Origin of the sequence: Pseudomonas sp. p99-361 (assembly GCF_003935475.1) — a bacterium.
Classification (GTDB): Bacteria; Pseudomonadota; Gammaproteobacteria; order Pseudomonadales; family Pseudomonadaceae; genus Aquipseudomonas; species Aquipseudomonas juntendi.
On the sequence record NZ_RHQO01000004.1, the window covers coordinates 41725 to 62669 of the forward strand.

17 protein-coding genes and 1 pseudogene are annotated in these 20945 nt (G+C 64.8%); 13 read left to right on the top strand and 5 right to left on the bottom strand.

Annotation, left to right across the window (positions count from 1 at the left end):
* Nucleotides 1–253: 253 nt before the first annotated feature.
* The 5 genes from EGJ22_RS26855 (at nt 254) to accC (ending at nt 5480) form a co-directional block, all read left to right on the top strand.
* Entirely contained in the window at nt 254–1033 is a 780-nt protein-coding gene (locus tag EGJ22_RS26855; protein WP_371105751.1) for a methyl-accepting chemotaxis protein, read from the top strand.
* A gap of 103 nt (nt 1034–1136) precedes the next feature.
* A complete protein-coding gene (locus EGJ22_RS03165; protein WP_029886934.1) occupies nt 1137–2909 on the top strand; it encodes a protein-disulfide reductase DsbD in 1773 nt (590 codons plus the stop codon).
* 179 nt (nt 2910–3088) lie between these two features.
* Nucleotides 3089–3544 carry a type II 3-dehydroquinate dehydratase gene (gene aroQ, locus EGJ22_RS03170; protein ID WP_003255330.1) on the top strand — a complete coding sequence of 152 codons (456 nt, stop codon included), beginning with the start codon at nt 3089–3091 and terminating at the stop codon, nt 3542–3544.
* A gap of 98 nt (nt 3545–3642) precedes the next feature.
* A complete protein-coding gene (gene accB / locus EGJ22_RS03175; RefSeq protein ID WP_029886935.1) occupies nt 3643–4107 on the top strand; it encodes an acetyl-CoA carboxylase biotin carboxyl carrier protein in 465 nt (154 codons plus the stop codon).
* A 17-nt stretch (nt 4108–4124) separates the two neighbouring features.
* Nucleotides 4125–5480 carry an acetyl-CoA carboxylase biotin carboxylase subunit gene (accC, locus tag EGJ22_RS03180; RefSeq protein WP_009685761.1) on the top strand — a complete coding sequence of 452 codons (1356 nt, stop codon included), beginning with the start codon at nt 4125–4127 and terminating at the stop codon, nt 5478–5480.
* A 202-nt stretch (nt 5481–5682) separates the two neighbouring features.
* On the opposite strand, the pseudogene EGJ22_RS03185 reads toward accC, so the two are convergent.
* Nucleotides 5683–7535: pseudogene (locus EGJ22_RS03185) on the bottom strand (sigma-54-dependent Fis family transcriptional regulator).
* 283 nt (nt 7536–7818) lie between these two features.
* On the opposite strand from EGJ22_RS03185, the gene EGJ22_RS03190 reads away from it, so the two are divergent.
* From EGJ22_RS03190 to EGJ22_RS03225, 8 genes are all read left to right on the top strand, one after another.
* Nucleotides 7819–8874, top strand: coding sequence for an ATP-NAD kinase family protein (locus tag EGJ22_RS03190; protein ID WP_029886937.1), 1056 nt, complete (start codon nt 7819–7821; stop codon nt 8872–8874).
* Nucleotides 8875–8896: 22 nt separating this feature from the next.
* Nucleotides 8897–9874, top strand: a complete 978-nt coding sequence (locus EGJ22_RS03195; protein ID WP_029886938.1) for a thiamine pyrophosphate-dependent dehydrogenase E1 component subunit alpha — start codon at nt 8897–8899, stop codon at nt 9872–9874.
* A gap of 33 nt (nt 9875–9907) precedes the next feature.
* Nucleotides 9908–10930, top strand: coding sequence for an alpha-ketoacid dehydrogenase subunit beta (locus tag EGJ22_RS03200; protein ID WP_029886939.1), 1023 nt, complete (start codon nt 9908–9910; stop codon nt 10928–10930).
* A complete protein-coding gene (locus EGJ22_RS03205) occupies nt 10927–12033 on the top strand; it encodes an acetoin dehydrogenase dihydrolipoyllysine-residue acetyltransferase subunit (protein ID WP_029886940.1) in 1107 nt (368 codons plus the stop codon). Before EGJ22_RS03200 ends, EGJ22_RS03205 begins: the two co-directional genes overlap by 4 nt.
* 52 nt (nt 12034–12085) lie before the next feature.
* Nucleotides 12086–13150: a 2,3-butanediol dehydrogenase gene (locus EGJ22_RS03210; protein WP_223809663.1), complete on the top strand. Its 1065-nt coding sequence runs from the start codon at nt 12086–12088 to the stop codon at nt 13148–13150.
* Between the two features lie 444 nt (nt 13151–13594).
* Nucleotides 13595–13861, top strand: a complete 267-nt coding sequence (locus tag EGJ22_RS03215; protein ID WP_029886942.1) for a hypothetical protein — start codon at nt 13595–13597, stop codon at nt 13859–13861.
* A gap of 269 nt (nt 13862–14130) precedes the next feature.
* On the top strand, nt 14131–15864 hold the full coding sequence (locus EGJ22_RS03220; protein ID WP_029886943.1) for a C13 family peptidase: 1734 nt from the start codon (nt 14131–14133) through the stop codon (nt 15862–15864).
* 27 nt (nt 15865–15891) lie between these two features.
* Complete coding sequence (locus EGJ22_RS03225; RefSeq protein ID WP_009685749.1) at nt 15892–16536, top strand: oxidoreductase; 645 nt, start codon at nt 15892–15894, stop codon at nt 16534–16536.
* Nucleotides 16537–16563: 27 nt separating this feature from the next.
* Here EGJ22_RS03225 and EGJ22_RS03230 read toward each other — a convergent pair whose 3' ends face one another.
* From EGJ22_RS03230 to EGJ22_RS03245, 4 genes are all read right to left on the bottom strand, one after another.
* A complete protein-coding gene (locus EGJ22_RS03230; protein ID WP_029886944.1) occupies nt 16564–16851 on the bottom strand; it encodes a YceK/YidQ family lipoprotein in 288 nt (95 codons plus the stop codon).
* Nucleotides 16848–17477, bottom strand: a complete 630-nt coding sequence (gene ubiX / locus EGJ22_RS03235) for a flavin prenyltransferase UbiX (RefSeq protein WP_029886945.1) — start codon at nt 17475–17477, stop codon at nt 16848–16850. The genes EGJ22_RS03230 and ubiX overlap by 4 nt, the downstream gene beginning before the upstream one ends.
* A complete protein-coding gene (mpl, locus tag EGJ22_RS03240) occupies nt 17474–18823 on the bottom strand; it encodes a UDP-N-acetylmuramate:L-alanyl-gamma-D-glutamyl-meso-diaminopimelate ligase (RefSeq protein ID WP_009685746.1) in 1350 nt (449 codons plus the stop codon). Before mpl ends, ubiX begins: the two co-directional genes overlap by 4 nt.
* A 66-nt stretch (nt 18824–18889) precedes the next feature.
* Nucleotides 18890–20890, bottom strand: a complete 2001-nt coding sequence (locus EGJ22_RS03245) for a sigma-54-dependent Fis family transcriptional regulator (protein ID WP_029886282.1) — start codon at nt 20888–20890, stop codon at nt 18890–18892.
* Nucleotides 20891–20945: the final 55 nt, after the last annotated feature.

Sequence of the window (20945 nt, forward strand, 5' to 3'; positions counted from 1 at the left end):
GATCCTGTTCATCGCCCTGTTGATCGATACCCTGCAACGGCGCCTGGCGCGCACCCTGACCGGCCTGGCCCCGGCGCTATCGTGCTGGGCCGAGGGCGACTTCGCCCAAGTGATCGCCCTGGGCAAGACCAACCGCGAACTGCATGACATTCAGGCATCGCTCAACCGCCTGCGCCAGTACCTGGTCGAACTGGTGGGCACCATTCGCCACAATGCCGAGCAGGTCGCCGGCAGCAGCCATGCCCTGGCCGGCATGAGCGCCGCGCTGCACGATGGCGCCCACCGCCAGGCCGGCGATACCGGGCAGATCCGCGACGCCTTGGGCGAGCTGGAAGCCACCATTCAGCAAGTGGCCGGTGACGCCAGCGCTGCCGCCCATGCCAGCCGCGATGCCGGGCGTGCGGTGGAACAGGGCCAGGCGGTGATTGGCCAGAGCCTGTCGGGCTTGAGGGAACTGGTCGATGAGGTACAGGGCAATGCGCGCATGATCGAGCAACTGGCCGAAGAGTCGGCCACCATCGGCGGGGTGCTGACGGTGATACGCTCGATTGCGGAACAGACCAACCTGCTGGCGCTGAACGCCGCCATCGAAGCGGCCCGGGCTGGCGAGATGGGCCGCGGCTTTGCCGTAGTGGCTGACGAGGTGCGTTCGCTGGCGCAGCGCACCACCGGGGCTACTGGCGAAATCCAGGCACTGATCGACCGCTTGCAGCAGGCGGCGCGGGAGTCGGTGGCCGGCATGCGCACCCAGCTCGAACACGCCGAAACCACCGCCAACCAGGCCCAGGCCGCCGATGGCGCGCTGGATGAGATCGTCAGCGCGATCCGCACGATCGCCGATACGGCGGTACGCATTGCCGACGTCACCGCGCAACAGACTGGCGCGGTGAGCGAAATTCGTGATCACAGCGAGCGGATTCACGCGTTGGGTGAAGACAACCTGCAGCGCATTGGTGAAGGGCGTGAGCAGGGTGAGCAACTACTGAGCCTCGGCGGGGAGCTGAGCAAGGCGGTGCGGGCCTTCAGGGTCTGAGGCCGGCACAGGCAATACACAAGTGGCGCCAGGTGTCGCCGTCCCTTTCAACCTGCGCCAACTCCGTTATCATGCCCGGCACGTTCCACCTCGCGAGTTCGCCATGCGCCGCCTGTTTTTCCTGCTGTTCCTGCTGCTGGCCAGCCCTGTCTTCGCCACCGGCCTGCTCGACAACCGCCCCAGCGCCACCCTCGGCGCCGCTTCGCTGGCCAACAACGCCGACTTCCTGCCAGTGCACGAGGCGTTCAAGCTCGACCTGATCCAGGCCGATGCGCATACCATCAAGCTGCGCTTCATCGCCACCGACGGCTACTACCTCTACCGCCACCGCTTCCAGTTCCACACCGAACCCGCCGACATCGCCTTGGGCACGCCGAACATCCCTAAGGGCGAGGCCAAGCACGATGAGTTCTTCGGCGACGTGGAGGTGTACCACGGCGTGCTCGATATCGAACTGCCGCGCAACGATCCGCGTGCCTTTACCCTGCTGGTGGGCTATCAGGGCTGTGCTGACAAGGGCCTGTGCTACCCGCCGGAAACCGCACGGCTGAGCATCGATGGCGAAGCCGGCACAAACACCCCTGGCGCAATCGAACAGGCCTGGAGCTGGAAATCGCTGCTGCTGTTCTTCCTCGCCGGGGTCGGCCTGACCTTCACCCCCTGTGTGCTGCCGATGCTGCCGATTCTCTCCGGCGTGGTATTGCGCGGGCAGGTCGGTGGGCCACGCGGGCTGGCGCTGTCGCTGGCGTACGTACTGCCAATGGCCGCCAGCTTCGCCGCACTCGGCGCGCTGATGGGCTTGTTCGGCGCCGGCCTGAACCTGCAGGCACGCCTGCAATCGGCTTGGGTACTGGTGCCCTTCGCGCTGTTTTTCGTGGTGTTCGCCCTGGCCATGTTCGGCCTGTTCGAACTGAAGCTGCCGCAAGCCCTGAATAACCGCCTGAACAACGTCGCCAACCACACCAAGGGCGGTTCGCTACTGGGCGCTGCAGTACTCGGCGTGCTCTCCAGCCTGCTGGTTTCGCCCTGTGTGTCGGCGCCCCTGGCAGGCGCGCTGCTGTACATCAGCGCCAGCGGCGATGCCTTGGGCGGGGCGCTCAAACTGTTCGCCCTGGGCCTGGGCATGGGCGCGCCACTGTTGCTGGTGGCCACCGGTGGCGCAGCCTGGCTGCCGAAAAGCGGCCCTTGGCTGAACACCGTGAAAAACGCCATCGGCGTACTGCTGCTGGGGCTGGCCATCGGCCTGCTCAGCCGGGTGCTGCCAGGCCCGGTAACCCTGTTGCTGGTCGGCCTGCTTGCCGCAGGCGTGGCACTGTTCCTCGGCGCCTTGGAGTTCGTGGTCAAGACTGCGCGCCAGCGCCTGGCGCAACTGCTCGGCCTGGCCTTGCTGGTATACGCGCTGGCTTGCTGGTATGGCGCCCTCAGTGGCCAGGGCGACCCGCTGCGGCCCCTGCCCGTGCCCAGCCAGGCGGCCAGCGCTGGCACTACCGCGGCCACAGCGCAGGCCTGGCAAACCATCACCACCCCGCAAGCCCTGGATGCCGCGCTGGCACAGGCCAAGGCAGCCGGCCAACCGGTGTTGCTGGACTGGTACGCCGACTGGTGCATCAGTTGCAAGGTCATCGAACGCGAGGTGCTCAACGCCGCCCAGGTGCAGCCGCAACTGGCGGCGTTCAAGCTGCTGCGGTTCGACATCACCGCAAGCAACGCCGAGCAACGCTCGCTCCTTGACCGGTACCAACTGTTCGGCCCGCCTGCGCTGTTGTTCTTTGCCGCGAACGGCAGCGAAATTACCGCCGATCGGGTGATTGGCGAGATAAATGCCGAGGAATTCGCGCAGATTCTCACGCGCGTGCGCGGCAAACTCGGTCTATAACTTCCCGCGGGCCGGGAAAAATCCTCGATTAGGTGACCAGATTTAAATATTTGGTCACATACTTCGCGCGAATCTCGGACATCGTGCTGGCTATTGCCGGGAACTGGACACTTGCCGTCGCTTTACGGCACACTCGCCGCGCTGTGTCGAATTGCCCTACAAATCCAAGGAATCCACAGATGGCAACGCTACTGGTGCTTCACGGCCCCAACCTCAACCTGCTCGGTACTCGCGAGCCTGGCCACTACGGCGCCGTGACCCTGGCCCAGATCAACCAGGACCTGGAGCAACGTGCCCGCGCCGCAGGCCACCATCTGCAGTACCTGCAGAGCAATGCCGAATACGAATTGATCGACCGCATTCACGCGGCACGCAACGAGGGTGTGGACTTCATCCTGATCAATCCGGCTGCTTTCACCCACACGAGCGTCGCATTACGTGACGCATTGCTTGCGGTGAGCATCCCATTCATCGAAGTGCACCTGTCCAACGTGCACAAACGCGAACCGTTCCGTCACCACTCCTACTTTTCCGATGTGGCCGTAGGGGTGATCTGCGGCCTGGGCGCAAGCGGTTATCGCCTGGCCCTGGAGTCTGCACTGGAACAACTGGCTGCCAACGCACAGCCCAAATGATGAAAACCCCGGCCCCGATGGGCCGGGGTTCCAGAGAAACGTTCTAGATACGTTTTTGTATTTCGCCCCCTGACCGAACCTTTGGGAGTTGATGATTAATGGATATCCGTAAAGTCAAGAAACTGATCGAGCTGCTGGAAGAGTCTGGCATCGACGAGCTGGAGATCAAGGAAGGCGAAGAGTCGGTTCGTATCAGCCGTCACAGCAAGACCCCAGCTGCCCAGCAGTTCTACGCACCGGCCCCGATGGCCGCCGCCCCGGCCGCAGCTGCCCCTGTAGCCGCTGCTGCGCCAGCCGCCGAAGCCGCTGCTGCTGCCCCGGCGCTGAAAGGCACCGTGGTCCGTTCGCCAATGGTAGGTACCTTCTACCGCAAACCTTCGCCGACCTCGCCGAACTTCGCTGAAGTTGGCCAGAGTGTGAAGAAGGGCGACACCCTGTGCATCGTCGAAGCCATGAAGATGATGAACCACATCGAAGCCGATGTTGGCGGTGTCATCGACGCCATCCTGGTAGAAGACGGCCAGCCGGTTGAGTTCGACCAGCCGCTGTTCACCATCGTTTGAATCGCGGAGAGCCAACGATGTCTGGGAAGCTCGAAAAAGTCCTGATCGCCAACCGCGGGGAAATTGCCCTGCGGATCCTGCGTGCCTGCAAAGAGCTGGGCATCAAGACCGTCGCCGTGCACTCCACTGCCGACCGTGAACTGATGCACCTGGGCCTGGCAGACGAGTCGGTCTGCATCGGCCCTGCATCGTCGAAGGATTCCTACCTGCATATCCCGGCGATCATCGCTGCCGCCGAAGTGACTGGCGCCACCGCGATTCACCCGGGTTACGGCTTCCTGGCGGAAAACGCCGATTTCGCCGAGCAGGTGGAAAAATCCGGTTTCGCCTTCATTGGCCCGAAAGCCGACACCATTCGCCTGATGGGCGACAAGGTTTCGGCCAAGGACGCGATGATCAAGTCGGGCGTACCAACCGTACCGGGCTCCGATGGCCCGCTGCCGGAAGACGAAGAAGTCGCCTTGGCAATCGCCCGTGACGTCGGCTACCCGGTGATCATCAAGGCCGCCGGTGGCGGTGGTGGTCGCGGTATGCGCGTGGTGCACAAGGAAGAGGACCTGATCGCCTCGGCCAAGCTCACCCGCACCGAAGCCGGTGCTGCCTTCGGCAACCCGATGGTCTACCTGGAAAAGTTCCTGACCAACCCACGCCACGTGGAAGTTCAGGTGCTGTCCGACGGCCAGGGCAACGCCATTCACCTGGGTGACCGCGACTGCTCGCTGCAGCGTCGCCACCAGAAGGTCCTGGAAGAAGCACCAGCCCCGGGTATCGATGAAAAGGCCCGCCAGGAAGTGTTCAAGCGCTGCGTCGATGCGTGCATCGAGATCGGCTACCGCGGTGCCGGTACGTTCGAATTCCTGTACGAAAACGGCCGCTTCTACTTCATCGAGATGAACACCCGGGTGCAGGTTGAACACCCTGTGTCGGAGATGGTCACCGGTATCGACATCGTCAAGGAGATGCTGAGCATCGCCGCTGGCAACAAGCTGTCGTTCCGCCAGGAAGACGTTGTCATCCGTGGCCACTCGCTGGAGTGCCGGATCAACGCCGAGGACCCGAAGAAGTTCATCCCGAGCCCAGGCAAGGTCAAGCACTTCCACGCCCCAGGTGGCAACGGCGTGCGCGTGGATTCGCACCTGTACAGCGGTTATTCGGTACCCCCGAACTACGACTCGCTGATCGGCAAGCTGATCACCTATGGCAAAGACCGCGATGAAGCCATGGCGCGCATGCGCAATGCCCTGGACGAGATCGTCGTCGACGGCATCAAGACCAACATCCCGCTGCACCGCGACCTGGTGCGTGATGAAGGTTTCTGCAAAGGCGGCGTCAACATTCACTACCTCGAGCACAAACTGGCCAACCAGGAGTGATCGTGTAGTGTGATGGACCAGAACCCCGGACTTGTGCCGGGGTTTTTTATTGCTTACCCAAGGCTCACACACCCCTGTAGGAGCGGCCTTGCGTCGCGAAAGGGCCGCGAAGCGGCCCCGGCAATATCTGCGGCGAAGCTGAGATCGTGGGGCCGCTGCGCGCCCCATCGCGACACAAGGCCGCTCCTACAGGGACCGCAGGTTAACCCTTCATCCGCGGCATCTCGATACGGTGCTCATGCACCCGCCGATACAGGGTAGCCCGCGAAATGCCCAACGCCCGCGCAGCATCGGCCGGCTTCCAGCGATGGCGAATCAGCGCATCCAGCAACAGTTGCCGCGCCGGGCACGACACCCCGCCTGCAACCGAGCCTACCGCCCCACCCCGCACCTCCTGCGGCAAATCCTGCACCCGCACCTGCCCGCCCTCGCAGACCGCACAGGCATAGCGCAACACCTGCCGCAGCTGGCGCAAATTGCCCGGCCAGCGATAAACCAGCAGCGCCTGCAAGGCATCGTCCGCCAGTACAACTTCGACGCCACAGGCCGCAGCCTCTTCGGCCAGCAATTGGTGAATCAGCCCCAACCGGTCCTCCCGCTCACGCAGCGGCGGCAACTCGAAGCGGGCATTGGCCAGGCGGAAGTACAAGTCTTCGCGGAAACGCCCGTCTTCTACCATTGCCGCCAGATCACGGTGGGTGGCACAGATCACCTGGATATCCACCCGCTCCCGCCGCGCCGCGCCCAGCGGCGCCACTTCGCCCTCGGCCAGCACCCGTAGCAACCGGGTTTGCAGGTTCAGTGGCATATCACCGATCTCGTCGAGGAACAACGTACCGCCGTGGGCCTGCTGCAACAGCCCTTGCATGCCTTTGCTGGAAGCACCGGTGAAAGCCCCCGCCACATAACCGAACAACTCGCTCTCGATCAGGCTCTCGGGGATGGCTGCACAGTTCAGGGTCACGAAGGGGCCGTCACGGCGCTGGCTCTGCTGGTGCAACTGACGGGCGAACACCTCCTTGCCGGCCCCAGTTTCACCCAGCACCAGCACGGCCAGGTTGCAGTCCTTGACGCGGGTAGCCAAGCGCAGGTGCTGTTCGATGCGGCTGTCCTGGGCCTGCTGCAGCGGTTGCGCCCGCTGGCGTTGCCGAGGGGCGCTGACCCGGCCGTACAAACCACCCAGGCCAGGCAGGCGCTGGGCCGACGACGCGCTGACCCGGCGTAGCTGGTCCATGTCGAACAGCTCGCCAATGTGCGCCGGCAAACGGCCCAGGCGTTCGACCAGGCGCTGCCGGGCCAGGCTGTTGATGGCCTGCAGGCGACCATCGGCATCCCAGGCCAGCAGGTAATCAGGCTGGCTTTCCACATAGCCCGGCGTGCCATGGGCGCGCATCACCCAGTGGCCCTGGGCAGTGTGCATGAAAAAGGCGTTTTCGATGTCGCGAGCGGTTTGCTCGACCAGCTGACGGATCAGGTGCTGGCTGCGGCGGTCGTCCGGTGACTGCAAGGCAGACACATCCACCACCCCCAGCAGCTCGCCAACGGGTCGAACACCGGTGCCGCCGTGCAGGTCAGGCCGATGAACGCCGCCCGGAAATGGTCGCGCTTGTGCACCGTGACCGGGGCCTTGCTGGTGAGCACCGCCGCCACGCCACAGGTACCCTCCTCGCCCTCCGACCAGCAAGTGCCCAGGTACAGGCCGGCTTTGCGACAGTCGTTGCGAATGGCTGATTCGACCCGGTAGTCGATGGTGCGCCCTTGGGCGTCGGTCAGCAGCACGCAATAGTCGGCGCCCCGCACGCGCTCGTGCAGGCGGGCCACGGCGTCGCTGGCGATGCGCAGAAACAGCTGCGCGCGTTCACGGCACTCATTGAGCAGGCTTTGAGAAAGGATTCGCGGGCCCTGCTGGGAGGCGGGGTCCAGGCGGTACAGCTCCATGGAACGGCGCCATGAATCGAGGATCAGCGGCGGTACCGGCGCCTGTGGCAGGCGGTCGGCATTCTTCAGCACCCTGCTGACGCAATCGACATGGGCTCGGGAGTTCGCGGCAAGCATTCGGGCCCTCCGGTTCTCGTTGCTGTTTTTATCGTTGTTCGGCCATTAAGCGCTTGCGCGCCCGCCCCGACAAGCACTGTGTGGTTACCGGCTGGCTTGAGACGCAGCGTCTCAGCTTCTCGCCGAACGCGGCTGCGCACTGGCACCGGGCGTCTCGCCGTGCCCGCCCTGCAGCCACCACCAAGGCAGGCCAAAGCGCTCTGCAACGGCCCCTTCGGCGCCTTTTGGCAAAGCTGGCACCGCGCTTGCTCCTGTCTTGGCAAACAAGAATACGAGGTGCGCCATGCCGCTACCCGCCCCGCTTGTCGGGATCATTGCCAACCCTGCCTCCGGCCGTGACCTGCGCCGCCTGACGGCCAGCGCCGGGCTCTATTCGAGCACCGACAAGGCTTCGGCAATCCAGCGCCTGCTGGCCGCCTTCGGCGCCACCGGCATCGGCCAGGTGCTGCTGCCCAGCGACATGACCGGCATCGCCGCCGCCGTGCTCAAGGCCAGCCACGGCCCGGCTGCGCTCGACCAGCACTGGCCAGCCATCGAAATACTCGACCTGCCGTTGTCGCAGACCGTAGCCGACACCCGCCTGGCCACCCGACGCATGGTCGAGCGCGGTGTGGCGCTGATCGCCGTGCTGGGGGGCGATGGCACCCACAAGGCCGTCGCCGCCGAGGCGCAAGATGTGCCACTGCTGACCCTATCCACCGGCACCAACAATGCCTTCCCCGAACTGCGCGAGGCCACCAGCGCCGGCCTTGCCGGTGGCCTGCTGGCCACCGGCCGGGTACCGGCCAGCATTGGCCTGCGCCGCAACAAGCGCCTGGTGGTGACAGTGCCGCAGCAGCAACTGGCCGAATGGGCCCTGGTGGAAGTGGCAGTGTCACCGCAGCGTTTCATCGGCGCCCGCGCACTCAGCCGCAGCGAAGACCTTGCCGAAGTTTTCGCCTGCTTCGCCGAACCGCATGCCATCGGCCTGTCGGCGCTGTGTGGCCTGTGGTGCCCGGTGTCGCGCCAGGCCCCGCACGGCGCCTGGATTCGCCTCGCATCCAGCGCTGAACAGGCACTGCTCGCGCCGCTGGCCCCTGGCCTGCTGCAAGCCTGTGGCATCACCGCCAGCGGCACGCTGCTGCCCGATGTTGCCCACCGCCTGAGCCTGGCCAGCGGCACCCTGGCCCTGGACGGCGAGCGCGAAATCGAATTCGCCGAACACGACACCCCCACCATCACCCTCGACCACCGCGGCCCGCTCAGTGTGGACGTCGAGGCCGTGCTGGCCCATGCCGCCCGTCACCACCTGCTGGCCGTGCCTCGCGGCCATCGGCTGCACCCTGCAAACCCGTGTTGAGACAACCCCGGAGAACAACAACATGTCCAATCAACTCAGTACCGAACAACTGCTGCATGCCTATGAAGTGATGCGCACCATCCGCGCGTTTGAAGAACGCCTGCACGTGGAATTCGCCACTGGCGAAATCCCCGGTTTCGTGCACCTCTACGCCGGCGAAGAGGCCTCGGCTGCCGGGGTCATGGCCCACCTGCGCGACAGCGACTGCATCGCCTCGACCCATCGCGGCCATGGCCATTGCATCGCCAAGGGCGTGGATGTGTACGGCATGATGGCCGAAATCTACGGCAAGAAGACCGGCGTATGCGGTGGCAAGGGCGGCTCGATGCACATTGCCGACCTGGAGAAAGGCATGCTCGGGGCCAACGGTATCGTCGGTGCCGGCGCCCCCCTGGTGGCCGGCGCGGCGCTGGCGGCCAAGCTCAAGGGGCGCGACGACGTGGCGGTAGCGTTCTTCGGCGACGGGGCCTCCAACGAAGGCGCGGTATTCGAAGCCATGAACATGGCGTCGATCATGAACCTGCCGTGCATCTTTGTCGCCGAGAACAATGGCTACGCCGAAGCCACCGCCTCCAACTGGTCGGTGGCCTGCGACCACATCGCCGACCGCGCGGCCGGCTTCGGCATGCCCGGGGTGACCATCGACGGCTTCGATTTCTTTGCCGTGTACGAGGCCGCCGGTGCGGCCATCGAACGCGCCCGTTCCGGGCAAGGCCCATCGCTGGTCGAGGTCAAGCTCAGCCGCTACTACGGCCATTTCGAGGGCGACGCGCAAACCTACCGCGCGGCGGATGAAGTCAAGAACCTGCGCGAATCGCGCGACTGCCTGATGCAGTTCCGCAACAAGACCACCCGCGCCGGCCTGCTCACGGCCCAGCAACTGGACGCTATCGACGCACGCGTCGAGGACCTGATCGAAGACGCTGTGCGCCGCGCCAAGTCCGACCCCAAGCCACTGCCCGCCGACCTGCTCAGCGATGTCTACGTCGCCTACCCCTGAGCCGCGCATTACAAGAACAACAGGAGAACCACCATGGCAAGAAAGATCAGCTACCAGCAGGCCATCAACGAAGCACTGGCCCAGGAAATGCGCCGCGACGACAGTGTGTTCATCATTGGCGAGGACGTTGCCGGCGGTGCCGGGGCGCCCGGTGAGGAAGACGCCTGGGGTGGCGTGCTGGGCGTGACCAAGGGCCTGTACCACCAGTTCCCGGGCCGGGTACTGGACGCTCCCCTGTCGGAAATCGGCTACGTCGGCGCGGCGGTCGGTGCCGCCACCCAGGGCCTGCGCCCGGTGTGCGAGCTGATGTTCGTGGACTTCGCCGGCTGCTGCCTGGACCAGATACTCAACCAGGCCGCCAAGTTTCGCTACATGTTCGGCGGCAAGGCAGTCACCCCGCTGGTGATGCGCACCATGTACGGCGCAGGCCTGCGCGCAGCGGCCCAGCATTCGCAAATGCTCACCTCGCTGTGGACGCACATTCCAGGCCTGAAGGTGGTGTGCCCCTCCTCGCCATACGACGCCAAGGGGCTCCTGATTCAGGCGATCCGCGACAACGACCCGGTGATCTTCTGCGAGCACAAGCTGCTCTACAGCATGCAGGGCGAGGTGCCGGAAGAGGTGTACACGGTCCCCTTCGGCGAAGCCAACTTCCTGCGTGATGGCGATGACGTGACCCTGGTCACCTACGGGCGCATGGTGCATGTAGCCCTGGAGGCCGCCAACAACCTGGCCCGCCAGGGCATCGACTGCGAAGTACTGGACCTGCGCACCACCAGCCCGCTGGACGAAGCCAGCATTCTGGAAAGCGTGGAAAAAACCGGCCGCCTGGTAGTCATCGACGAAGCCAACCCGCGCTGCTCGATGGCCACCGATATCAGTGCCCTGGTGGCGCAGAAGGCTTTCGCTGCGCTCAAGGGCCCGATCGAGATGGTCACCGCACCGCACACCCCGGTGCCGTTCTCCGACGCTCTGGAAGACCTGTACATCCCTGACGCGGCGAAGATCGAGGCCGCCGTGCGCAAAGTGATCGAAGCTGCAAGGAGTGCCGCATGAGCCAGATCCATACCCTGACCATGCCCAAGTGGGGGCTGTCGATGACCGAGGGCCGGGTAGACACCTGGCTCAAGCAGGAAGGCGACCCGATCACCAAAGGCGATGAGGTGCTGGACGTCGAGACCGACAAGATCAGCAGCAGTGTCGAGGCCCCGTTCAGCGGCGTGCTGCGCCGCCAGGTGGCCAAGCCGGATGAAACCCTGCCGGTGGGCGCGCTGCTGGCCGTGGTCGTGGAAGGCGAAGCCGAAGAGGCCGAGATCGATGCCGTGGTGCAGCGCTTCCAGGCCGAGTTCGTCGCCGAAGGCGGCGCCGACCAGGCCCAGGGCCCGGCCCCGCAAAAGGCTGAAGTGGGCGGCCGCCTGCTGCGCTGGTTTGAGCTGGGTGAAGGCGGCACGCCGTTGGTGCTGGTGCACGGCTTTGGCGGCGACCTCAACAACTGGCTGTTCAACCACCCGGCGCTGGCGGCCGAGCGGCGGGTGATCGCCGTGGATCTGCCGGGGCATGGCGAGTCGGCCAAGGCCCTGCAGCGCGGCGATCTGGATGAACTGAGCGAGAGCGTGCTGGCCCTGCTTGACCACCTGGGCATTGCCAAGGCGCACCTGGGGGGGCATTCGATGGGCGGTGCAGTCAGCCTGAACCTGGCGCGCCTGGCACCGCAGCGGGTGGCCAGCCTGAGCCTGGTGGCCAGTGCCGGCCTGGGTGAAGCGATCAACGGGCAATACCTGCAAGGCTTCGTCAGCGCAGCCAACCGCAATGCCCTGAAGCCACAGATGGTGCAGCTGTTCGCCGACCCGGCGCTGGTCACCCGGCAGATGCTGGAAGACATGCTCAGGTTCAAGCGCCTGGAAGGCGTTGACCAGGCCCTGCAGCAATTGGCTGCGGCACTGGCCGAAGGCGACCGCCAACGCCACGACCTGCGTGGCGTGCTGGGGCAGCACCCGGCGCTGGTGGTGTGGGGCGGCAAGGACGCGATCATCCCGGCCAGCCATGCCGAAGGGTTGGAGGCCGAAGTACTGGTGCTGCCCGAGGCCGGCCATATGGTGCAGATGGAGGCGGCCGACCAGGTCAACCAGCAATTGCTCGCATTCCTGCGCAAGCACTGAACCTATTCCGTGAGCCTGGAGAACAATCATGAATGACTTGAGCCACACCCACATGCGCGCTGCCGTATGGCATGGCCGCAACGACATTCGCGTAGAACAGGTCCCCTTGCCAGCCGACCCGGCGCCGGGCTGGGTACAGATCAAGGTGGACTGGTGCGGCATTTGCGGCTCCGACCTGCATGAATACGTCGCCGGGCCGGTATTCATCCCGGTCGAGGCGCCGCACCCGCTGACCGGCATCCAGGGCCAGTGCATCCTCGGCCACGAATTCTGTGGTCAGATCGCCAAACTGGGTGAAGGCGTCGAAGGCTTTGCCGTCGGTGACCCGGTGGCTGCAGACGCCTGCCAGCATTGCGGCACCTGCTACTACTGTACCCATGGCCTGTACAACATCTGTGAACGCCTGGCCTTCACCGGCCTGATGAACAACGGCGCCTTCGCCGAGTGGGTCAATGTGCCGGCGAACCTGCTGTACCGCTTGCCGCAGGGCTTTCCGGCAGAGGCTGGCGCGCTGATCGAGCCGCTGGCGGTGGGCATGCATGCGGTGAAGAAGGCCGGCAGCTTGCTGGGCCAGACCGTGGTGGTGGTGGGCGCCGGCACCATCGGCCTGTGCACCATCATGTGCGCCAAGGCAGCCGGTGCGGCGCAGGTAATTGCGCTGGAAATGTCATCTGCGCGCAAGGCCAAGGCCAGGGAAGTCGGCGCCAGCGTGGTGCTCGACCCGAGCCAGTGCGATGCCTTGGCAGAGATTCGCGCGCTTACCGGCGGCCTGGGGGCGGATGTGAGCTTCGAGTGCATCGGCAACAAGCACACGGCCAAACTGGCCATCGACACCATCCGTAAGGCCGGCAAGTGCGTGCTGGTAGGCATTTTTGAAGAGCCCAGCGAATTCAACTTCTTCGAACTGGTATCCACCGAGAAGCAGGTGCTGGGGGCATTGGCGTACAACGGCGAATTTGCCGATGTCATTGCCTTCATTGCAGACGGGCGGCTGGACATTCGCCCGCTGGTGACCGGGCGGATCGGGCTGGAGCAGATTGTCGAGCTGGGGTTTGAGGAACTGGTGAACAACAAGGAGGAAAACGTGAAGATCATCGTGTCACCAGGCGGGCATTGATTGCACCTCAACCTGTGGGAGCGGGCGTGCCCGCGAAGCCGACGACTCGGTAGATGGCACCGGCTTCGCCGGTGTTCGCGGGCACGCCCGCTCCCACAGTTATCGAACAAGGCTCAAGGGATGTCAGACATTTCTGAATCTGAAACCAAATGCTTTAGCTTGGATCATCTAGCGAATTATCCTACGAGCTTGTCGGAAGTCGCTCCATTGTCGGGGAAACACCTCAGGGATACCGTCACAGAGTCGCCATGTGTGGTGGCCGGGCGTGAGAAACCCGAAGATGTGTGATTGCGGCATTTGTCATGGCAGCCGTGCGCGGGCAGGCTTCGGTCTGGCCGAGCTCACACGTCCTCGGGTTTCTCACCCCGTGCACGGTCGCCACCCTATCCCGTGAGAAAGGATGCAGTGGTGACTATTTCCTGAACCGACGTGTGAGTTGTGATCATGAAAAAGATTGTCCCCGATCCACCCAAAACACTGACTTCCCGCCCCTTCTACACCATCAACCAGGACATGCCCTCGGTCGACGCAGTAATCCACACCCTGCAGTTGATGGCCGGCATTGAAGACACCCTGGACGAGTACATCTGCGCCAATGCCGGTGAGCCGGGTATCAACATGCTGGTCAATGCGGTACATCACGTACAGATGACCAAGGTACTGGCCGAGTTGCTGTTACATCGCCAGACCGGGGATATCACCTGGCATTGAGGTTGAGCTGACTGGCTTCATCGCCGGTAAGCCCACAGGTACTGCACAAGACCAAGGGCCAGCACAAATCCTGTAGGAGCGGCCTTGTGTCGCGATGGGGCGCGAAGCGGCCCCGGCGATATCTGCAGCGAAGCTGAAATCGTGGGGCCGCTGCGCGGCCCATCGCGACGCAAGGCCGCTCCTACAGGGATGTGCGTCAGCACATGCGCTCGCTGTTTCAGGATCCCATTCTGCGTCATAATCGGCAGACCTTTTGCCCGGTTCTCGCCATGCGTCCACTGCTCCCCATTACCCTGGTCCTGCTGCTCGCCGCCTGTGGCGATGGCGAATCGTTGCTGCCGCCGGATGCCCGCCTGCCCGACGGTGGGCGCTACCGGGGCCAGGTGGTCGATGGCCTGCTGCAGGGTGAGGGGCGAATCGACTATCCCAACGGCAGCTGGTATGCCGGCACCTTCAAGGACGGCCAGTGGCATGGCCAGGGCGAATGGCACGGCCAGAACGGCGAGGTGTACCGCGGCCAGTTCGCCGCAGGGCTGTTCGAGGGGCTGGGCGACCTGACCACACCGGGCAGCCACTATGCCGGCACGTTCAAGCACGGCCGCCGCGATGGCGAAGGCACCCTCAAGCAAGCCGACCAAACCTACCGTGGCCAATTCAAGGACGACCTGTACGACGGCGCCGGCGAGCTGGTGCTGGCAGACGGCAGCCGTTACCAGGGCCTGTTCGCCAAGGGCAAGCCCAACGGCGCGGGGGTGCGCAGCGACGCCAGCGGTAACCGGTTCAGCGGCCATTTCAGCAATGGCCAACTGCAAGGCAGCGGCACCTACGACAGCGTCGATGGCGAGCAGTACATCGGCGAGTTCAAGGACAACCGTATTGAAGGCCGTGGCCGCTACGAGAGTGCCGATGGCGATGTTTGGATCGGCCAATTCAAGGACGGCTCGCTGATCGGCGAAGGTGAATTGCTGGGCAGCGACGGCAGCCATTACAAAGGCACGTTCGCCGACTGGCGGCTGTCTGGCCAAGGCAGCTTGCAACTGGCCGACGGCAGCCAGTACGTAGGCGGCTTCCTCAACGATGCCTACAACGGCAAGGGGCGCCTGATCCTGCCCAACGGCAAGGTCGAAAGCGGCGTGTGGGCCAATGGGGTGCGCGTGCGCGACCAGCATGGCACGCTGCTGCCCGACCCGCTTGACCTGGCCCTGCTCAACCAGGGCCGGCTACTGCAACAGGCGCTGGCCGCAGTGCCGCGGTCGGCCCCGCCGATTCAGCTGTACAGCCTGGTGGTGGGCGGTGATGGCCAACAGAGTGTGTTCCTGCGTGAAGCCGACTACGTCAGCAACATGCTCAAGGTACGCTTTGGCGCCCGCGGCCAGGTGACCCTGGTCAACCACCGCGACCACCTGGCCAACCGCCCCATGGCAACCCGCGAGAACCTCACCCGTGCCGCCCGCACCCTGGCCGAGCGCAGCGGCCCGGAAGACCTGGTGTTCATCTACCTCACCAGCCACGGCAGCGCAGACCACCAGCTGGTGCTCGACCAACCCCGCCTGCAACTGGCCGACTTGTCCGCCGACGAGCTGGCAACGGCCCTTGCGCCGCTGAAGGATCGCGACAAGGTCATTGTCATCTCGGCCTGCTATTCAGGGGGGTATATCGCCCCGCTGAAAGATGAGCGTACCCTGATCATGACTGCCGCACGCGCCGACCGTGTCTCCTTCGGTTGCTCGGAGGAAGCTGATTTCACCTACTTTGGCGAAGCCCTGTTCGCCCAGGCCCTGAACCAGACCGACGACCTGAAACAGGCGTTTGAACTGGCACGCGGCAGTGTTGCCGAAAGGGAACAAAGGGAAGGTTTCGACGCCTCTGAGCCCCAGTTGTGGGCGCCGCCGGCGGTGCTTGAGCATTGGCAGCAACTGCGCCGTCAACAGGCCGAAGAAGCATTGCGCAACACGACCCAGGCCAAGGTGGGCGCACAGGCAAAAACCCCGGGCAACCACTAGACTTGGGTGTAACAAGGGAGAGACATCATGTACTTGACGCCTCAGCATGTCCTGCTTGCCGGTGCCACCGGCCTCACCGGTGAACACCTGCTCGACCGCCTGCTCAACGAGCCCACCATCACCCGCGTGCTGGCCCCGACCCGCCGGCCGTTGGCCGAACATCCGCACCTGGAAAACCCGGTGGGTGACCCGGCAGTGTTCCTGCCGCAGCTGGCCGGCAGGGTCGACGTTGCCTATTGCTGCCTGGGCACCACCCTCAAACAGGCCGGCTCCGAGTCGGCGTTCCGCGCGGTGGACCTGGACATGGTGGTGGCGTTCAGCAAACGGGCCCGGGAAATGGGCGCACGGCATTTGCTGGTGGTCAGTGCCTTGGGCGCCGACCCGAAGTCATCGATTTTCTACAATCGGGTGAAGGGCGAGATGGAAGAGGCGCTCAAAGCGCAGGATTGGCCGCAACTGACCATCGTGCGGCCGTCTCTGCTGCTGGGCGAGCGCATCAAGCCGCGGCTGGCAGAGCAGTTGGTTTCACCGTTGTCCCGGCTGATTCCGGGCAAATACCGAGGGATCGAGGCCTGCACCCTGGCCCGTGCGCTATGGCGCCTGGCCCTCGAGGAAGAAGACGGGGTGCGGATTGTGGAGTCGGATGAATTGCGCAAGCTGGGCAAGAAGTAAGCCGCTCCCACAGGACCGTGCAATCCCTCACAGCCCCCCTGTGGCCTGGAAGCCTACACCGGCAGCAGTCAGCAAGGACAACGGCAGCAACAGGGTATCAAGCAGCATGCTCCCTGGCAGGTCCAGCCCCGGATAGCTCGGGGCTTGAGCCCCAAACCGATCCCGCGGGCAGCAACCACCATTGATCGCATACAGATCCAGACGCGTACCGGCATACACCACCGGCGCCCCCGGCTTGTTGGCATCCAGCGTGCGCACCGTGGCACAACCACTCAGCAACCCCAGCGCCAGCAAGCCGGCCAGCGCCCGTTTCAATCATCCACCCCGAAATGGTGCTCGCCCCAACGCGGCAGCATGTCCTGGGGAATGTTCAGCAGGTTGAGAACACGCGCCACAACGAAGTCGACCAGGTCGTCGATGGTTTGCGGCTGGTGATAGAAGCCCGGCGCCGCAGGCAGAATCACCGCGCCCATCTGCGACAACTTGAGCATGTTCTCCAGGTGAATGGTGGAGAATGGCGCTTCGCGGGGCACCAGAATCAACTGGCGGCGCTCCTTGAGGGTCACGTCGGCTGCGCGCTCGATCAGGTTGTTGCAGGCCCCGGTGGCAATCGCCGACAAGGTGCCGGTGGAACACGGCACCACCACCATCGCTGCTGGCGCGCCCGAGCCCGAGGCCACTGGCGACATCCAGTCTTCCTTGCCATACACGCGGATCTGCCCATCGGCAGCACCGGTGTATTCGGTGAGAAAGGCCTGCATCGCCTGGGGCTTGGCCGGCAGCAGCACATCGGTCTCGGTGGCCATTACCAGTTGCGCCGCCTTGGAGATCAGAAAATGCACCTCGCGGTCCTCGCGCACCAGGCAATCGAGCAGGCGCAGGCCGTACTGGGCGCCTGAAGCGCCCGTCATGGCCAGAGTAACGCGTTCCGGCCCGTTCACTTCAGCGCCTCGGCCAGCTTGCCATGCAGGCCGCCGAAGCCGCCGTTGCTCATGATCACCACGTGGGTGCCCGGACGGGCCTGGCCCTTGATGCGTTCGATGATCGCTTCGAGGCTGTCGGCAACCACACTCGGTACCTTGCACTGCGCAGCAGTAGCAGCGAGGTCCCAGCCCAGGTTGGCCGGCGCGTACCAAATCACTTGGTCGGCGTCGTTGACGCTTTCTGGCAGGCCATCGCGGTGTGCACCCAACTTCATCGAGTTGGAGCGCGGTTCGATTACCGCGATCACCGGCGCCTCGCCAACGCGCTTGCGCAGGCCGTCGAGGGTGGTAGCGATGGCAGTCGGATGGTGAGCGAAGTCATCGTAGATGGTCACGCCCTGCACTTCGGCAACCTTCTCCATGCGCCGCTTGACGCTCTTGAAGGCGCAGAGGCCCTCGATGCCCATGGCCGGCACCACGCCGACATGGCGGGCGGCTGCCAGGGTAGCCAGGGCGTTGGCGACGTTGTGCTGACCGGTCAGCGCCCAGTCCACCACGCCTTGCGCCTGGCCCTCGAACAGCACTTCGAAACGCGAGCCATCGGCGCTGAGCAGGCGGGCCTGCCACTGGCCCCCTTCACCCGTGGTGTGTACTGGGGTCCAGCAGCCCATGCCGATGACCCGCTCCAGCGCTTGTTCGGTGGTCGGGTGGATCACCAGGCCTTCGCTGGGGATGGTGCGCACCAGATGGTGGAACTGCCGCTCGATCGAGGCCAGGTCCGGGAAAATATCTGCGTGATCGAACTCAAGGTTGTTGAGGATCGCGGTGCGCGGGTGGTAGTGCACGAACTTTGAACGCTTGTCGAAGAAGGCACTGTCGTACTCGTCGGCTTCCACCACGAAGAACGGCGTAGCCCCCAGGCGGGCCGACACCGAGAAGTTCTGCGGTACACCGCCAATCAGGAAGCCCGGGCTCATGCCGGCGTGCTCCAGCACCCAGGCCAGCATGCTGCTGGTGGTGGTCTTGCCGTGGGTACCGGCCACGGCCAGCACCCAACGGCCTTGCAGCACGTGGTCGGCCAGCCACTGCGGGCCGGAAACATAAGGCAGGCCCTTGTTCAGCACGTACTCAACCGCCGGGTTGCCGCGCGACATGGCGTTGCCGATCACCACCAGGTCGGGTGCCGGCTCCAGTTGAGCCGGGTCGTAGCCTTGGGTCAGCTCGATGCCCTGGGCTTCGAGCTGCGTGCTCATCGGCGGGTAGACGTTGGCGTCCGAACCGGTCACGCGATGGCCAAGCTCCTTGGCCAGCACTGCCAGCGAGCCCATGAAAGTGCCGCAAATACCGAGAATGTGAATATGCATGGTCGACCTCGCAAAACATCGAGGCAGGGTAGCCCAGGGCGCGACAAATCGCACCCGCTGTTTCGCTCAGTCGCCCCGGGTGATGCCGTGTTTGCGCAGTTTTCGATACAAGGTATTGCGGCTGATGCCCAAGTGTTCGGCGACACGGGTGAGGTGCCAGTGTTTTGCCTGCAGCACCTCAATGAGCGCTTGCCGTTCTGCGTCCTGCAACACCTCGATACCCTCACCTGGTCCATTGTCGGACCTGTGGGAGCGGGCGAGCCCGCGAACCGGGGCGACGCCCTCGCCTTGTGTCGGCTGGGCAGACGGCCTCGCGGGCGCGCCCGGTCCCACAGGCCCGGTGTGGCTGCGCACAATGGCAGGGAGATCCGGGAAAGTGATGCGGGCACCTTCGCAAAGCGCCACCAGGGTACGCAGCACGTTGCGCATCTGCCGCACGTTGCCCGGCCAGGCAAAGTCCAGCAGCGCCTGGCGCGCTCTCGGTTCGATGTCGATCAGTTGGCCCTGCGCCTCCTGCCGCAGCAGGAAGTCCAGCAACTGCGTCTTGTCACTGCGCTCGCGTACGGCCGGCAATGCCACTTCCAGGCCATTGAGGCGGTAATACAGGTCTTCACGGAAAGTGCCCTGCTCGACCCGCTGCAGCAGGTCACGGTGGGTAGCGCTGACAATGCGCACGTCCACTGCCTGTGGCTCGCCGCCGATCGGCACTACCTGACGCTCCTCCAGCACGCGCAGCAGGCGTGTCTGCAGGGCCAGGGGCATGTCACCGATCTCGTCCAACAGCAAGGTGCCACCATCGGCCTGCAACAGCTTGCCGCGCATGCCTTCCTTGCGCGCACCGGTGAAGCTGCCACCGCGGTAGCCGAATAGCTCGCTCTCGATCAGGCTTTCAGGGATCGAGGCACAGTTGATGGCCACGAAGGGTTGGCTGCGGCGCTCACTGGCCTGGTGCACGGCCTGGGCAAAGGCCTCTTTGCCGCAGCCGGTCTCGCCGCGCAGCAGCAGTGGCACATCGCGCTCGAACACCCGCACACTGCGGCGGAAATCATTCTGCAACGCCGGGTCGAGCAGGCATACCAGCGGCTCTGCAACACGCGTGGGCCGCGGCTGGGCCACGGGCACCGACCATACAGGCGCGCGCGCCTGCCCGCGCAGGCTGGCGAACACCTGGCGGCCGTCCAGGGTGCGCAGCGGCCAGGCCGTGCTGCCCCCGGGCGTGGCGCGGCCGAACAGCTCATCGTGGCTGCAGGCAAAAAACCGCTCCAACGGCTGGCCCAGCACACCACTGCGTACGCTGCCCAGCAGGTTAAGGGCGCTCTGGTTGGCCGCGCAGATCCGGCCATCACCGTCGAAGGCCAGCAGGCCCTCGCTGAACAGGCCAACCGACTCCGCCTGCAGGTGAAAACGCAGCAGCCACTGCTGCTCGAAATGGCGCAGGAAGTAGCAGCTTTCGATCATCTTGGCCGACAGGTTGACCAAGGCCATGGTATGGAACTGGCTTTGCCGTGAAACGTCGGGGCGTGCCGAGGATACGTCGAGCACCGCCAGCAACTCGCCATGGGGGTCGAACACCGGGCTGGCCGAGCACGTAAGCCCGGTGTGGCGGCCGCGGAAGTGCTCGTTCTGGTGGATGGTCAGCGCCTGGCGCTCGACCAGGCAGGTGCCGATGCCATTGGTGCCTTCACGCGCCTCGCTCCAGTCGGCGCCCAGCCACAGCCCGGCATGCTCGAAGCTGCGCCGCTCGCTGGCCGCGCTGACGCAATTGAGGATCACCCCGCGGGCATCGGTAAGCAACACCGCATGGCCGGCCCCAGAGAGTTGCTGGTGCAGGCTGTTCATTTCGTGGTCGGCGATCTGCAGCACCTGGCGCAAGCGCTCGCGGCTTTCCAGCAAGCGCCCGTGCTCAAGCACCACCGGCGCCTCGATCACCGTTGGGTCGAGGTGGTAGTCCTCCAGGCAACGCAGCCAGGAGCGGGCAATGGAGGGGTCGCTGACGCCCTCGCCAGCACCACCATGGGCCACAGTGTGGACCTGCCGGGCATGGCGGCTGAAGTGATTGCTCTGCATTGTTGTAGTTCTCCGCAGATAGAGCGTGCCACCAGCATCCTCCACCGGCGAAGGC